The sequence below is a fragment of the Delftia sp. HK171 genome, assembly GCF_001886655.1.
Lineage (GTDB): Bacteria > Pseudomonadota > Gammaproteobacteria > Burkholderiales > Burkholderiaceae_C > Comamonas > Comamonas acidovorans.
Genome location: NZ_CP018101.1, coordinates 3,553,265 through 3,567,309, shown reverse-complemented (window position 1 = coordinate 3,567,309; position 14,045 = coordinate 3,553,265). Strand labels below are relative to the sequence as shown.

Annotated in this window: 11 protein-coding genes; 4 read left to right on the top strand and 7 right to left on the bottom strand. The window is 66.2% G+C overall.

All coding sequences use genetic code 11. From position 1 onward, the window contains the following. Positions 1-3: 3 nt before the first annotated feature. Entirely contained in the window at positions 4-912 is a 909-nt protein-coding gene (locus tag BO996_RS16090; RefSeq protein WP_198041236.1) for a LysR family transcriptional regulator, read from the bottom strand. Between the two features lie 107 nt (positions 913-1,019). On the opposite strand from BO996_RS16090, the gene tam reads away from it, so the two are divergent. Next, entirely contained in the window at positions 1,020-1,793 is a 774-nt protein-coding gene (gene tam, locus BO996_RS16085) for a trans-aconitate 2-methyltransferase (protein ID WP_179217887.1), read from the top strand. A 19-nt stretch (positions 1,794-1,812) separates the two neighbouring features. Here tam and BO996_RS16080 read toward each other — a convergent pair whose 3' ends face one another. Then, positions 1,813-2,208 (bottom strand): VOC family protein, encoded by a 396-nt coding sequence (locus tag BO996_RS16080; RefSeq protein ID WP_071955595.1) that lies wholly within the window; start codon positions 2,206-2,208, stop codon positions 1,813-1,815. A gap of 148 nt (positions 2,209-2,356) precedes the next feature. On the opposite strand from BO996_RS16080, the gene BO996_RS16075 reads away from it, so the two are divergent. The 3 genes from BO996_RS16075 to BO996_RS16065 are packed head-to-tail and all read left to right on the top strand — an operon-like array spanning position 2,357 to position 4,316. Next, positions 2,357-3,586: a nucleoside recognition domain-containing protein gene (locus tag BO996_RS16075; protein ID WP_071955593.1), complete on the top strand. Its 1,230-nt coding sequence runs from the start codon at positions 2,357-2,359 to the stop codon at positions 3,584-3,586. Between the two features lie 53 nt (positions 3,587-3,639). After that, positions 3,640-3,930, top strand: a complete 291-nt coding sequence (locus tag BO996_RS16070) for a nucleotidyltransferase family protein (protein WP_071957129.1) — start codon at positions 3,640-3,642, stop codon at positions 3,928-3,930. After that, on the top strand, positions 3,927-4,316 hold the full coding sequence (locus tag BO996_RS16065) for a HepT-like ribonuclease domain-containing protein (protein ID WP_071955591.1): 390 nt from the start codon (positions 3,927-3,929) through the stop codon (positions 4,314-4,316). Before BO996_RS16070 ends, BO996_RS16065 begins: the two co-directional genes overlap by 4 nt. 75 nt (positions 4,317-4,391) lie before the next feature. Here the strand turns inward: BO996_RS16065 and sbcB are convergent, their stop codons facing one another. From sbcB to dnaE, 5 genes are all read right to left on the bottom strand, one after another. Continuing rightward, the gene (sbcB, locus tag BO996_RS16060; protein WP_071955589.1) at positions 4,392-5,831 is read right to left on the bottom strand and encodes an exodeoxyribonuclease I; all 1,440 of its coding nucleotides are present in this window, start codon (positions 5,829-5,831) and stop codon (positions 4,392-4,394) included. 37 nt (positions 5,832-5,868) lie between these two features. Beyond that, positions 5,869-7,323, bottom strand: coding sequence for a cardiolipin synthase (cls, locus tag BO996_RS16055; RefSeq protein WP_012205340.1), 1,455 nt, complete (start codon positions 7,321-7,323; stop codon positions 5,869-5,871). Positions 7,324-7,406: 83 nt separating this feature from the next. Beyond that, positions 7,407-9,743 carry an ATP-dependent Clp protease ATP-binding subunit ClpA gene (clpA, locus tag BO996_RS16050; RefSeq protein ID WP_012205339.1) on the bottom strand — a complete coding sequence of 779 codons (2,337 nt, stop codon included), beginning with the start codon at positions 9,741-9,743 and terminating at the stop codon, positions 7,407-7,409. Positions 9,744-9,806: 63 nt separating this feature from the next. Continuing rightward, positions 9,807-10,184, bottom strand: a complete 378-nt coding sequence (gene clpS / locus BO996_RS16045; RefSeq protein ID WP_012205338.1) for an ATP-dependent Clp protease adapter ClpS — start codon at positions 10,182-10,184, stop codon at positions 9,807-9,809. Between the two features lie 133 nt (positions 10,185-10,317). Further along, a complete protein-coding gene (gene dnaE / locus BO996_RS16040) occupies positions 10,318-13,851 on the bottom strand; it encodes a DNA polymerase III subunit alpha (RefSeq protein WP_063326293.1) in 3,534 nt (1,177 codons plus the stop codon). Between the last annotated feature and the right edge of the window lie 194 nt (positions 13,852-14,045).

The following is a 14,045-nucleotide window of genomic DNA, read 5'->3' as shown; positions in this document are numbered from 1 at the left end:
CCTTCAGGACTCCGCCACGGCCGCCGTGGCAACCAGGTCCTGGAACCTGCGCAGCACGGCCGACGCATCGCCCACGCGCGTGGCCAGATGCAGGGGAGCGGCCAGCCCGGGGCACTGGGACAGCGCACGGTAGACAATGCCGTCGCTGCGCAGGCGCTGCATGGAGGCCGGCACGATGGACAGCCCCAGCCCTGCCGAGACCAGGCTCAGCGTGGCCGTCATGCGCGGCGCCTCCTGCACCACGCGCGGGCTGAAACCCGCCTCCAGGCAGGCCTTGAGAATGGCGTCGTACAGGCCCTGCCCTACCCTGCGCCGGTACAGCACGAAATCCTCCGAGGCGAGCTGCGGCAAAGGCACGGGCCGGCGCAATGGGCGTGCCAGCGCATGCCCTGCAGGCAGGGCCAGCAGCATGGGCTCCTCCAGAATCGGCACGGCCTGCAGCCCCTGGCTGCCATGCAGGGGCGAGCGCACAAAGGCCGCGTCCAGCCGCTCGTGCAGCAGTGCATCCATGAGTTCACCCGTGCCCGCCTCCTCCAGCGCCACGGCCACGCCGGGCACCTGCTGGCGGAACATGCGCAGCACGCCGGGCACGAAGGGATGCAGCGCGGCAGAGCTGGTGAAGCCCACGGCCAGCCGGCCCGTCTCGCCCCGGGCGGCGCGGCGCACCACCTCGGCCAGGACGTCACAGCGACCCAGCAGCGCCTTGGTCTCTTCCAGCAGCGCCAGCCCCGCCGCCGTGGGCCGCACGCCGCGCGGCAGGCGCTGCACCAGCTCCACGCCCAATTCGTGTTCCAGGCCCTGCAGCAATCGCGTCAGCGGCGGCTGCTGCATGCCCAGGCGCTCGGCCGCACGCGTGATGTGGCCTTCCTCGGCGATGGCGACAAAGGCGCGCAGTTGGCGAAGCTCGGGCACATCAATACTTTCAAGGTATGGGAAGACTTCAATTGTGGCATTTGCAATCATGGATGGACGGATTTACGCTCGCGCCCCACAAACACACCTACCTGAAAGGCAACACGATGACCTGGTCCGCAAAGCAGTACACAACGTTCGAGCAGGAACGCACGCGCCCCGTGCGCGACCTGGTGGCCGCCATTCCCGATCTGCCTGGCCGCGCCGTGCGGCTGGCCGTGGACCTGGGCTGCGGCCCCGGCAACTCCACCGAGGTCCTGGCCCAGCGCTTCCCCGGAGCCACCGTGACGGGGCTGGACAATTCCGAGGACATGCTGGATGCCGCACGCAAGCGGCTGCCGGGCACGGCCTTCTCCCTGGCCGACATCGCCACCTGGCAGCCCGACCAGCCGCAGGACGTGATCCTGGCCAATGCCTCGCTGCAGTGGCTGCCCGACCACCAGCAGCTTTACCCGCGCCTTGTCAGCCACCTGGCACCCGGTGGCAGCCTGGCCGTGCAGACGCCGGACAACCTGGAAGAACCGGCCCACCGGCTGGCGCGCGAAGTGGCCGCCAGCGGCCCATGGGCCGCCACGATTGGCGATGTGCGCCACCCCGCACGGCACAGCGCGGACTTCTACTACGCCCTGCTTCGCCCGCACTGCAGCAACGTCGATGTCTGGCGCACCACCTACTTCCACCCGCTGGCGGGCGGCCATGCCGCGGTGGTTGAGTGGTTCAAGGGTTCGGCGCTGCGTCCCTTCGTCGCGCCGCTGGACGAGGAGCAAAAGGCCGGCTTCTACGCAGCGTATCTGCAGGCCATCTCCCAGGCCTACCCCGCACTGGACGATGGCACGGTGCTGCTGCCCTTCCCCAGGCTGTTCATCGTGGCCAGCCGCTGAAGCAGCGCGCCTTCGGCCCTCAACGCGCCGGATGCGGCTCGATGAGATCCCACAGATTGCCGTAGAGGTCTTCGAACACGGCCACGGTGCCGTGGGGCTTGCGCTGGGGGTCCTGCACAAAGCGCACGCCGCGCGAGCGGTAGGCCTCGAAGTCGCGCAGGCAGTCGTCGGTCTGCAGGAACAGGAACACGCGCCCGCCGGTCTGGTTGCCCACGCGCGCGGCCTGTTCCTCATTCGTGGCGCGGGCCAGCAGCAGGCGCACCCCGCCGCCACCGGGGGCCACGGTGACCCAGCGCTTGCCCTCGAACAGGGCGGTGTCCTCGATCAGCACGAAGCCCAGCGCACCCACATAAAAGCGCAGCGCCTCGTCATAGTCGCGCACGGCGACGCTCACCTGTCCTATCACCTGGGGCATGGAATCCTTTGCAGCAATGGTGCGGTCCTCGGACTGCGGGGCCGCGAGGATAACGGAGCCCTGTCAATGCCCTGCCGCCCTGGCCCGTAAGCCCTGCGGCTGGCCCCACAATGGCGGCTTGCAATTGCCTCGTGAGGGATGGGAATCCATGCTGAATGCCTTGTGGCTGGGCTTTTTTCTGGTGGCGGCCGTGGCTGCGCTGGCGCAATGGCTGGTCGGCGGCCAGGCCGGGATTTTCTCGGCCATGGTGCAGGCGCTGTTTGCCATGGCCAGGCTGTCGGTCGAGGTCATGGTGCTGCTGTTCGGCACGCTGACGCTGTGGCTGGGCTTTCTGCGCATCGCAGAGAAGGCCGGCGTGGTGGAGTGGCTGGCGCGCGTGCTGGGCCCGTTGTTCGCCAGGCTCATGCCCGAGGTGCCGCGCGGCCATCCGGCCCTGGGCCTGATCACGCTGAACTTCGCGGCCAACGGGCTGGGACTGGACAACGCGGCCACGCCCATGGGCCTGAAGGCCATGCGCTCGCTGCAGGAGCTCAATCCCCGGCCCGACACCGCCACCAATGCGCAGATCCTGTTCCTGGTGCTCAATGCGTCGTCGCTGACCTTGCTGCCCGTGACCATCTTCATGTACCGCATGCAGCAGGGTGCGCCCGATCCCACCCTGGTCTTTCTGCCGATCTTGCTGGCCACCTCGGCCTCGACCCTGGTCGGCCTGCTGGCCGTGGCCGCCGTGCAGCGGCTGCCGCTGTGGAGCCCCGTGGTGCTGGGCTACCTGCTGCCGCTGGGCCTGGCGCTGGCCGGCTTCATGGCCTTTCTGGCCACGCTGTCGGCGGCCGCGCTGGCCCAGCTGTCATCGCTGCTGGGCAACCTGACGCTGTTTGTCCTGATCGTGCTGTTCGTCACCCTGGGCGCCTGGCGCAAGGTCGCGGTCTACGACAGCTTCATCGAAGGCGCCAAGGAAGGCTTTGACGTGGCCAAGGGCCTGCTGCCCTACCTGGTGGCCATGCTCTGCGCCGTGGGCGTGTTCCGCGCATCGGGTGCGCTGGAGTACGCGCTGTCGGGCATACGCTGGGTGGTCGATGCCCTGGGCATGGACGCCCGCTTCGTGGACGCCCTGCCCACGGCCCTGGTCAAACCCTTCTCGGGCAGCGCGGCGCGCGCCATGCTGATCGAGACCATGCAGACGCAGGGCGTGGACAGCTTCGCCGCCCTGGTGGCCGCCACCATCCAGGGCAGCACCGAAACCACCTTCTACGTCCTGGCCGTCTACTTCGGCGCCGTGGGCATACAGCGCGCCCGCCACGCCGTGCCCTGCGCCCTCATCGCCGAACTGGCCGGCGTGGTGGCGGCCATCGTGGTCTGCTACAAGTTCTTTGGCTGACAGCACAGTGGATTGCATATCATCTCAACGAGATTCGACAAGAAAGGATGCCTATGCGCCCGTCCGTTGTGCTTGACATGAAGCGAAGTGCGGTGCGCGAAGCGGTCAGCCGCTTTCGCACGGCAAACCCGCGAGTCTTCGGTTCGGTACTGCACGGCACCGACCGGGACGGGAGCGACCTCGACCTGCTGGTCGACGCGCTGCCCGGTGCCACCTTGTTGGACTTGGGTGATCTGGAAGACGAGCTGAAATTGCTGCTCGGCGTTAACGTCGATTTGCTGACGCCCGGTGACCTGCCGTCGAAGTTCCGGGCCAAGGTGCTTGCAGAGGCAAAACCGGTATGAGCGAGAACTACCGCCTGCCTGACTACCTGGACCACATCCAGCAGGCTGCGATCGATGCGCGCAGCTTCGTGGAAAGGTTGACCAAGGAGGACTTCTTCGCCGACAAGCGCTCCCAGCAAGCCGTCATCATGAGCTTCATCATCATCGGCGAGGCAGCCACGAAGGTAATGAACGGCTACGCCAAGTTCACCCAGTCGCACCCCGAGGTGCCGTGGCGCAGCATGCGCAATATGCGCAATCGCATGGCTCACGGCTATTTCGACATCAACCTTGATGTGGTGTGGGAGACAGTGCAGGAGTGGCTGCCGGCACTGCTCAGGCAGTTGCCTGCCGTGCGTCTGGCTGCCGACGACGAAGACCGCAATGACTCTGGCATGGAGCCGTGACTGACAACAGCAAGCTGCCGGTGTTCAGCTCCTCTTCCGTGTTCATGATTGAACCGGCCCCCTGACACTCCAGCGTCAGACCTCCGGCATGATGGCTTCCGCATAGTCATACAGCGCCCCCAGGATCTCCTCGCCGCGCTCGTCCGTACTCTCCGATAGCTGGTCCACCATGGCAAACATCTGCTCGGCCGTGCGTGCGCCGCCCTTGCCTTCGATCAGGCAGGCCGCGCAGTGCTGCAGCCAGCGCTGGCGCTCGGCCGGGTTCAGGCTGGCGGGGAAGTTGCGGGCGCGGTAGCGGAACAGCAGTTCGGTCAGGCGGGCATCGTCGAAGCCCGTGCGGTCCAGCGCCAGCTCCTGCGCAGACAGGCTGCGCAGGTGGTTCAGGCGTCGCCGGTCTTCATTGCCCACAAAGCCGCCGTACAGGTCCTGGTCGGCATCCAGCCCTTCCTGCGCAGGGCGCTGGTGAACTGCACGCCACAGCGCGCTCATGTCGGGCAGGTCACGTGCAATGGCCGCATGGCCCATGCACTGCTCCACATCGATGCCCCATTGCGCGGCCATGGCCGGGCTCAGCGTCTTGAGGCTGCCGACCACCATGGGCGACTTGTTGACGTGGATGCTCTTGATGGGCAGGCGCTGCACGCCCTCGGGCAGGTCGGCCGCGCGCGAGAACAGGCGCAGGCGCAGCGTGTCCACGTCGATGGAGGCCAGCTCGGACGGGTCCTGCGCCAGATCCCAGCAGATGATCTCGTTCTTGTTGGTGGGGTGCGTGGCCAGCGGCCACATGACGGCGATGCAGCCGCGCTCGGGCCGGATCATGCCGCTGACGTGCAGGAAAGGCCTGGCATGCGCCGGCTCGGCCGGCAGGCCCATTTCCTGCAGCACGCGGTCCTTCTTGTGCAGCGAGAAAGCGAAGTCGAACAATCTGGGCTGGACCTTGCGGATCAGCCGCGCCAGCCCGATGGTGGCGCGCACGTCGGACAGCGCATCGTGCGCCTTTTCGTGCAGGAGGCCGTTGGCGCGGGCCAGGTCCTCGAGCTTGAAGCTTGGAGATCCATCCTCCTTTTTCGGCCAGACAATGCCTTCGGGGCGCAGCGCATAGACCATGCGCACCACGTCGAGCAGGTCCCAGCGCCCGCAGCCGTTTTGCCATTCGCGCGCATAGGGGTCGATGAGGTTGCGCCAGAACATGAAGCGCGTGATCTCGTCGTCAAAACGGATGGTGTTGTAGCCCACGCCCACGGTGCCTGCCTGGGCCAGTTCTGCCTCGATGCGGGCGGCGAACTGGGCCTCGGGCATGCCCTGCTCCAGGCATTGCTGGGGGGTGATGCCGGTGATCAGGCAGGACTGCGGATCGGGCAGGTAGTCGCCTGCCGGCTGGCAGTACCACATGACGGGTTCGCCGATTTCATTGAGTTCCGCATCGGTGCGGATGCCCGCGAATTGCGCGGGCCGGTCATAGCGCGGCTGGGCGCCGAAGGTCTCGTAGTCGTGCCAGAAGAAGGTATGGGCCATCGGGCGAGTATGCCTGCGAAAAACGGGCTACCAGCCCTCACAACAGGGGCGAACACAGCCGCGCGCCCGAGTCGAACAGGCGCAGCGCAAAGCCCAGGTCACGCTTGAAATGCACGCGCTGGGCCTGCTCCAGATCGGCCTCGAACTGCTTGGCCAGATCGCCGTTGAGCGCAGGCCCGTAGGCGATGGCGCAGACCTCGTAGTTCAGGAAGAAGCTGCGGTAGTCGAAGTTGGCCGTGCCGATGATGGCGATGTTGTCATCCACCACCAGGGTCTTGGAGTGCAGCATGCGCGCCTTGTACTCGTAGACGCGCACGCCGCAGCGGATCAGCTCGTCGTAGTAGGAGCGCGCAGCCGCCGTGACCAGGGCCGAGTCAGAACGGCGCGGCACCAGCAGCTGCACATCGACACCGCGCAGCGAGGCATTGGTGAGCGCTGCCAGCGCGGCCTCCGTCGGCACGAAATACGGCGTGGTCAGCCAGACACGTTCCTCGGCCGCGTTGATGGCGGCAAGATGGGCGCGGTAGATGGCCTGCAGGCCGTTGTCGGGGCCCGAGGTGATGATCTGCACGGGCAGCGGGCCCTCGGGCGCATCCGGCAGCAGCAGGTCGATGTCGGCAGGCTCGTTCTTGGGGTCCTTTTCCAGCGCATAGGCCCAGTCTTCTAGGAACACGGTCTGCAGCCAGTTGACGATGGCACCCTCCAGGCGCAGGTGCACGTCGTGGTAGGCATCGGGCATGACACGCGCGTTCTCTTCGTCGGTCACGTTGACGCCGCCCGTGAAGCCCACCTTGCCGTCGCACACCAGGATCTTGCGGTGGGTACGGAAGTTGATGACCGGGCGCAGCCGCCGGCCGATCTTGGTGCCATGGAACAGTGCGACCTCGGCGCCCGCATCCTCCAGCGGCTGCAGAAAGCGCCGTCCCAGCTTCTTGGAACCCAGGGCATCCACAAGCAGGCGCACCTGTATGCCTGCGCGGGCCCGCTGTATCAGCAGGTCGCGCAGGGCCGTGCCGGTCTGGTCGGGCTCGAAGATGTAGTACTCCAGGTGGATGTGGTGGCGCGCCGCATTCACCGCCTCGATGATGGCGTCGAAGGTGGCAGCGCCGCCCACCAGCAGCCGCAGGTCGGCGGCCGTGCTCACGGGAAAGTCGCTGGTGGCCGCCACCAGCCGCGCGACCTGGTGCAGGCGCTCCGAGCTGCCCGGCATGCGCTCGCGCAGGCGCTGCACGCCTGTTCGCACACGCGATGTCTTTCGCGCACGCAGCCGCTTGATGCGCTGGCGCTTGAGCCGCTGCGGGCCGAAGAAGTAGTAAATGGCCAGCCCGCCCACGGGAATCGCCGCCATGGACAGAAGCCAGCTCAGCGTGGCCACAGGCGCGCTGCGCTGCAGAAGGATCCACACCGCGACGATCACCACATAGACCGACCAGGTCACCGACAGCAGCAGCAGCGCATTCTCATGGGTCAGGTACTGACGAAGCCACTCCACAAAGACTCCTTCGGGCGGATCAAAGAAAAAGCCGGCAGCCCGGGGGGCTGTCGGCTTGCGCGATGGGCATCAGGCGATGCACATCAGTCGGCGGTGGCCTCTTTGGGCTCGGCCGGCTCAGAAGCCGGGTCCTGCTTGGGCTGGGGCGTGATGTCGAGCTTGACTTCGCCCTTGTCGGCATCGTCGGCGTCGGCCACCCAGTCCACTTCCAGGCGGCCACCGTCGACCAGCTGCCCGAACAGCAGCTCGTCGGCCAGAGAACGCCGGATGGTGTCCTGGATCAGGCGCTGCATGGGGCGGGCGCCCATGAGCGGATCGAAGCCCTTCTTGGCCAGGTGCTTGCGCAGCGCATCGGTGAAGGTGACCTCCACGCGCTTTTCGGCCAGTTGCTGCTCCAGTTGCAGCAGGAACTTGTCGACCACGCGCAGGATGACCTGCTCGTCCAGCGGCTTGAAGCTGACGATGGCGTCCAGACGGTTGCGGAACTCCGGCGTGAACAGGCGCTTGATGTCGCCCATTTCGTCGCCGGCCTGGCGCGGGTTGGTGAAGCCGATCGAGGCCTTGTTGATGGTCTCGGCGCCCGCGTTCGTGGTCATGATGAGGATCACGTTGCGGAAGTCGGCCTTGCGCCCGTTGTTGTCCGTCAGCGTGCCGTGGTCCATGACCTGCAGCAGCACGTTGAAGATGTCCGGATGCGCCTTCTCGATTTCGTCGAGCAGCAGCACCGAATGCGGCTTCTTGGTCACGGCCTCGGTCAGCAGACCGCCCTGGTCAAAGCCCACATAGCCCGGAGGCGCGCCGATCAGGCGGCTGACGGCATGGCGCTCCATGTACTCCGACATGTCGAAACGGATCAGGTCCACGCCCAGGATGTAGGCCAGCTGCTTGGCCGCTTCCGTCTTGCCCACACCCGTGGGGCCCGAGAACAGGAAGGAGCCGATCGGCTTGTCCGGCTTGCCCAGGCCCGAGCGCGCCATCTTGACCGAGGAGGCCAGCGCTTCCAGCGCCTTGTCCTGGCCGAAGACCACGCTCTTGAGATCGCGCTCCAGCGTCTGCAGCTTGCTGCGGTCGTCGTTGGACACGTTGGCAGGCGGAATGCGCGCGATCTTGGCCACGATGGCCTCGATCTCGGCCTTGTCGATGGTCTGCTTGCGCTGCTCCACCGGGATGATGCGCTGCGCGGCACCGGCCTCATCGATCACGTCGATGGCCTTGTCGGGCAGGTGGCGGTCATTGATGTACTTGGCCGACAGCTCGGCCGCAGCCTGCAGGGCGGCGGCGGCGTACTGCACGCTGTGGTGTTCCTCGAAGCGCGACTTCAGGCCCTTGAGGATGTCCACGGTCTCGGCCACGGTGGGCTCGACCACATCGACCTTCTGGAAACGCCGCGACAGCGCCGCATCCTTTTCGAAGATGCCACGGTACTCGGTGAAGGTGGTCGCGCCGATGCACTTGAGCTGGCCGCTGGACAGCGCCGGCTTGAGCAGATTGGACGCGTCCAGCGTGCCGCCCGAAGCGGCGCCCGCGCCGATAAGCGTGTGGATTTCGTCGATGAACAGGATGGCGTTGGGCCGGTCCTTGAGCGACTTGAGCACGCCCTTGAGGCGCTGCTCGAAATCACCACGGTACTTGGTGCCCGCCAGCAGCGCGCCCATGTCCAGCGAATAGACCACGGCTTCGGTCAGCACCTCGGGCACCTTGCCCTCAGTGATGCGCCAGGCCAGGCCTTCGGCGATCGCCGTCTTGCCCACGCCGGCCTCGCCGACCAGCAGAGGGTTGTTCTTGCGGCGGCGGCACAGGATCTGGATGGTGCGCTCGACCTCGTAGTCGCGCCCGATCAGCGGATCGATCTTGCCGTCCTTGGCCGCCTGGTTGAGGTTCAGCGTGAACTGCTCCAGGGGCGAAGCCTTTTCGTTACGCTCGCCACCGGCGCCCTCTTCGGACTCGGCAGGGTTTTCGGCCTTGGCGGGCTCGGGCGGTTCGCCCTTCTTGATGCCGTGGGCAATGAAATTGACCACGTCCAGGCGCGTCACGCCCTGCTGGTGCAGGTAGTAGACGGCGTGCGAATCCTTCTCGCCGAAGATGGCCACGAGCACGTTGGCGCCCGTGACTTCCTTCTTGCCGTTGCCGGTGGATTGCACATGCATGATGGCGCGCTGAATCACACGCTGGAAACCCAGCGTGGGCTGTGTGTCCACCTCATCGGAGCCTGCCACCTGGGGCGTGTTGTCCTTGATGAAGTTGGACAGGGCCGAGCGCAGGTCATCGATGTTGGCTGAGCAGGCGCGCAGCACTTCCGCTGCACTGGGGTTGTCCAGCAGAGCCAGCAGCAGGTGTTCCACGGTGATGAACTCGTGGCGCTGCTGGCGCGCTTCGACAAAGGCCATGTGCAAGCTGACTTCCAGTTCCTGGGCGATCATTGATGACTCCTTTTCGCTTGCTGGGGATTATTGACTGCAACCATAAATCAGGGCGGCCCGGGTTTATTCAACAGGCTCGAACATCGCCTGCAACGGATGGCCTGCCTTCTGGGCCGCCTGCAGCACCTGTTCGACCTTGGTGGCCGCCACGTCGCGCGAGTACACGCCGCAGACGCCGCGGCCATCCAGATGGATCTTGAGCATGATCTGGGTGGCCGTTTCGCGGTCCTTACCGAAGAGTTCCTGCAGGACGATGATGACGAATTCCATGGGCGTGAAGTCATCGTTGAGCATCACGACCTGGTACATCTGCGGCGGCTGGACGCGCTGGCGTCGCCGCTCCAGCACCACGGCGCCGTCATCGTCGGACACGGGCCGCACTGTAGGGATGGCAGGAGGGATCGAAGGGGGTTGGGTTGCCATGAAAATCATTCTAGCCATCGGAGCCACTGTTTTCCGGAAGGGATATGCGAGGCATGCCTGAAGAATTCAAGCGCGGTGCCCGCCCGGGCCGGCAAGCACGCACCAAAGCAGTGCCTGCTCGCCGCCATCGGGCGCTGCGCCACCTTGCGGGTTATTCGTAGACCACCTTGACCTGGGCACTGCCGGCCTGGGCGTACCAGGCCGCCAGGGCCGCATCGCTGGGATAGAAGCGGCTTGCATCGCCCAACGCCAGCTCACAGCTGGCCGAGCCGCGCTCGTCCTCGCAGACCAGCCCCAGGCGCACTTTCATGCCGCGCTGCAGCTCGCCGTGCTCGCCCTGCTCCACCACGGCGGGGAACTGGCGCAGCAGGCCAAGCACGTCAGGCATCTTCTCGCCCACGCTGACCTGCAGGTAGCGCGCAAAGCGGCAGCGCGCGTCTGCCAGATTCCACAGCTGCTGGGCCTTCATGCGCAGGCCGCCGCTGAAATGGTCGAGCTGCAGGCGCCCGGTGATGACGACGAATTCATCGTCCTTGAGCAGTTCGCGGTAGGTGTTGAGCGTGTTCTCGTCCACCGAGGCCTCGATCACGCCCGAGCCATCGTCAATCTTGAACAGGCCCAGCCGCCCTCGCTGGCCGTTGATGGCGCGGAAGTCGCTGATGATGCCGGCCAGCGTCTGGGGCTCGCGGCTGTCGCGCAGCTCGGCCAGGGGCGTGCGCACGAAGCGGCGCACCTCTTTCTCGACCTCGTCGAACAGGTGGCCCGAGAGGTAGAAGCCCACCGCCGTCTTTTCCTGGGTCAGCCGCTCCTTCACGCCCCAGGGCAGTGCCTCGACCAGCGGCGGCTCCTGGGTGCTGGAGCCCACGGCGTCATCGCCCATCATGTCGAACAGGCCGCCCTGGTTGGCGTTGGCCAGCGTCTTGTTGCCGAACTCGAAGGCATGGTCGATGGAGGCCACCAGCGACGCCCGGTTGAGCTCGATGGCGTCGAAGGCGCCGCCCTTGATCAGGGCTTCCAGCGTGCGCTTGTTCAGGCGCGTGCGGTCCACGCGCACGCAGAAGTCGGCCAGGCTCTTGAAAGGTCCCTTGTCGGCGCCGCGCGGCCCCACGCCGCGGCCTTCACGCGCCGCAACGATGGCCTCGATGGCCTGCTGGCCCGTGCCCTTGATGGCGCCCAGGCCGTAGCGGATGACCTTGTCGGTGACGGGCTCGAAACGGTACATGCCGCGGTTGACATCCGGCGGCTCGAAGCTAATGCCCATCTTGAGCGCGTCCTCGTACAACACCTTGAGCTTGTCGGTGTTGTCCATTTCCACGGTCATGTTCCCGCAGTAGAACTCGGCCGTGTAGTGCACCTTGAGCCAGGCCGTGTGGTAGGCCAGCAGCGAGTAGGCGGCGGCGTGCGACTTGTTGAAGCCGTAGCCTGCGAACTTCTCCATCAGGTCGAAGACCTCGTCGGCCTTGTCCTCGCTGATGCCCTGCTTGGCCGCGCCCTCGCGGAATATCCCGCGGTGCATGACCATTTCCTCGACCTTCTTCTTGCCCATGGCTCGGCGCAAGAGGTCGGCGCCGCCCAGCGAATAGCCGCCCAGCACCTGGGCGGTCTGCATCACCTGCTCCTGGTAGACCATGATGCCGTAGGTCTCGGCCAGCACCTGCTCGACCAGCGGGTGCGGGTACTCCACCACTTCCTTGCCGTGCTTGCGCGCGACGAAGCTGGGGATCAGGTCCATGGGGCCCGGGCGGTACAGCGCGTTCAGTGCGATCAGGTCTTCCAGGCGGCTGGGCTTGGCGTCGCGCAGCATGCCCTGCATGCCGCGCGATTCAAACTGGAACACGGCTTCGGTCTTGCCCTCGGAGAACAGGTGGTAAGTGCGCGCATCGTCCAGCGGGATGTTCTCGAAGGCGAAGTTCTCCTGGCCCTTGTGGCGCTTGATGATGAACTCGCGCGCGATCTCCAGGATGGTCAGCGTGGCCAGGCCCAGAAAGTCGAACTTCACCAGGCCCACGGCCTCCACATCGTCCTTGTCGTACATGGCCACGGCCGAGTCGCTGCCCGGCTGCTGGTACAGCGGGCAGAAGTCGGCGAGCTTGCCCGGAGCGATCACCACGCCGCCCGCGTGCATGCCGATGTTGCGAGTCATGCCTTCGAGCTTCTGGGCCATTTCGATCAGGGTCTTGACGTCTTCTTCTTTTTCGATGCGCTCGGCCAGCATGGGCTCGGCCTCGATGGCGTAGGTGTACTTGTCGCCCTCCTTCTTCGGATTGGGCGGGTATTTGAGCGTGACGTGCAGGCCCGGCTTGTTGGGAATGAGCTTGGAGATGCCGTCGCAGAAGGTGTAGCTCATGTCCAGCACGCGGCCCACGTCGCGGATGGCCGCGCGCGCGGCCATGGTGCCGAAGGTGGCGATCTGGCTGACGGCGTCGCGGCCGTAGAGCTGCTTCACATAGTCGATGACGCGGTCGCGGTTGGCCTGGCAGAAGTCCACGTCGAAGTCGGGCATGGACACGCGCTCGGGGTTCAGGAAGCGCTCGAACAGCAGGTTGTATTCCAGCGGGTCCAGGTCCGTGATCTTGAGCACGTAGGCCACCAGCGAGCCCGCGCCCGATCCGCGGCCCGGCCCCACGGGGCAGCCGTTGAGCTTGGCCCACTTGATGAAGTCGCCCACGATGAGGAAGTAGCCCGGAAAGCCCATCTTGAGGATGGTGCCGATCTCGAATTCCAGCCGTTCCACGTAGCGCGGGCGCTGCGCCTCGCGCTTGGCGGGATCGGGATACAGATGGGTCAGGCGGTCTTCCAGGCCGTTGAAGGATTCGCTGCGGAAGAACTCGTCCATGGTCATGCCGTCAGGCACGGGGAAATTGGGCAGCTGCGGCTTGCCCAGCACCAGGGTCAGGCTGCAGCGGCGCGCGATTTCCACGGTGTTGGCAATGGCGCTGGGAATGTCGGCGAACAGCGCCTGCATCTGCGCGGCGGTCTTGAAATGCTGGTCGCGCGTGAAGCGGCGCACGCGCTTCGGGTTGGCCAGGATCTCACCCTCGGCGATGCACACGCGCGCTTCGTGGGACTCGTAGTCGTCGGGGCCGAAGAACTGGATGGGGTGCGTGGCCACCACGGGCAGGTTCAGCCGCTCGGCCAGTTGCACGGCAGCCAGCACGTGCGCCTCATCGTCCTGGCGGCCGGCGCGCTGCAGTTCGATGAAGAAGCGGTGCGGGAACATGCCTGCCAGCCGCTGGGCCACGGCGGCTGCGCCGGCCTCGTCGCCGCGCATCAGCGCCTGGCCCACGGGGCCGGCCTGGGCACCGGCCAGCACGATCAGCCCCTCGCCCAGCTCCTGCAGCCAGGCCCAGGTGTGCACGGCCTGGCCCTTGACCACGTTGCGGGTCCAGCCACGGGCCAGCAGTTCGGACAGGTTGTGGTAGCCCAGCGGGCTTTGCACCAGCACGATGATGCGCGAGACGGCGGCGCCGTTCTCGCCTTCGATCTGGATTTCCGCGCCCAGCACGGGCTTGACGCCCTTGGCCCGCCCTTCGCGGTAGAACTTGACGCCGCCAAACAGGTTGTTGAAGTCTGTGACGGCCAGTGCGACCTGCCCATCCTCGGCGGCGGCCTTGACGATGGCATTGATGCGGTTGGTTCCGTCCACGACGGAGAATTCGGTGTGCAGGCGCAAATGGACAAACATATGGGCGCCATTGTAGAAAGCTCCGCAAGGCCGGGACCCGTTCACGGCCATGCCTTTGCCGCCGCCCCCGCCTGCGGGGCGGTCATCGCAGGCCGTTACAATGCTTCGGCCCGGTTGCGGGAAAATCAGGCTTTGTGCGGCCCCTCAGCGCGGCCCGCGTCCCTGCCCGCCAACCCTCTCACTGCCCTTCGATT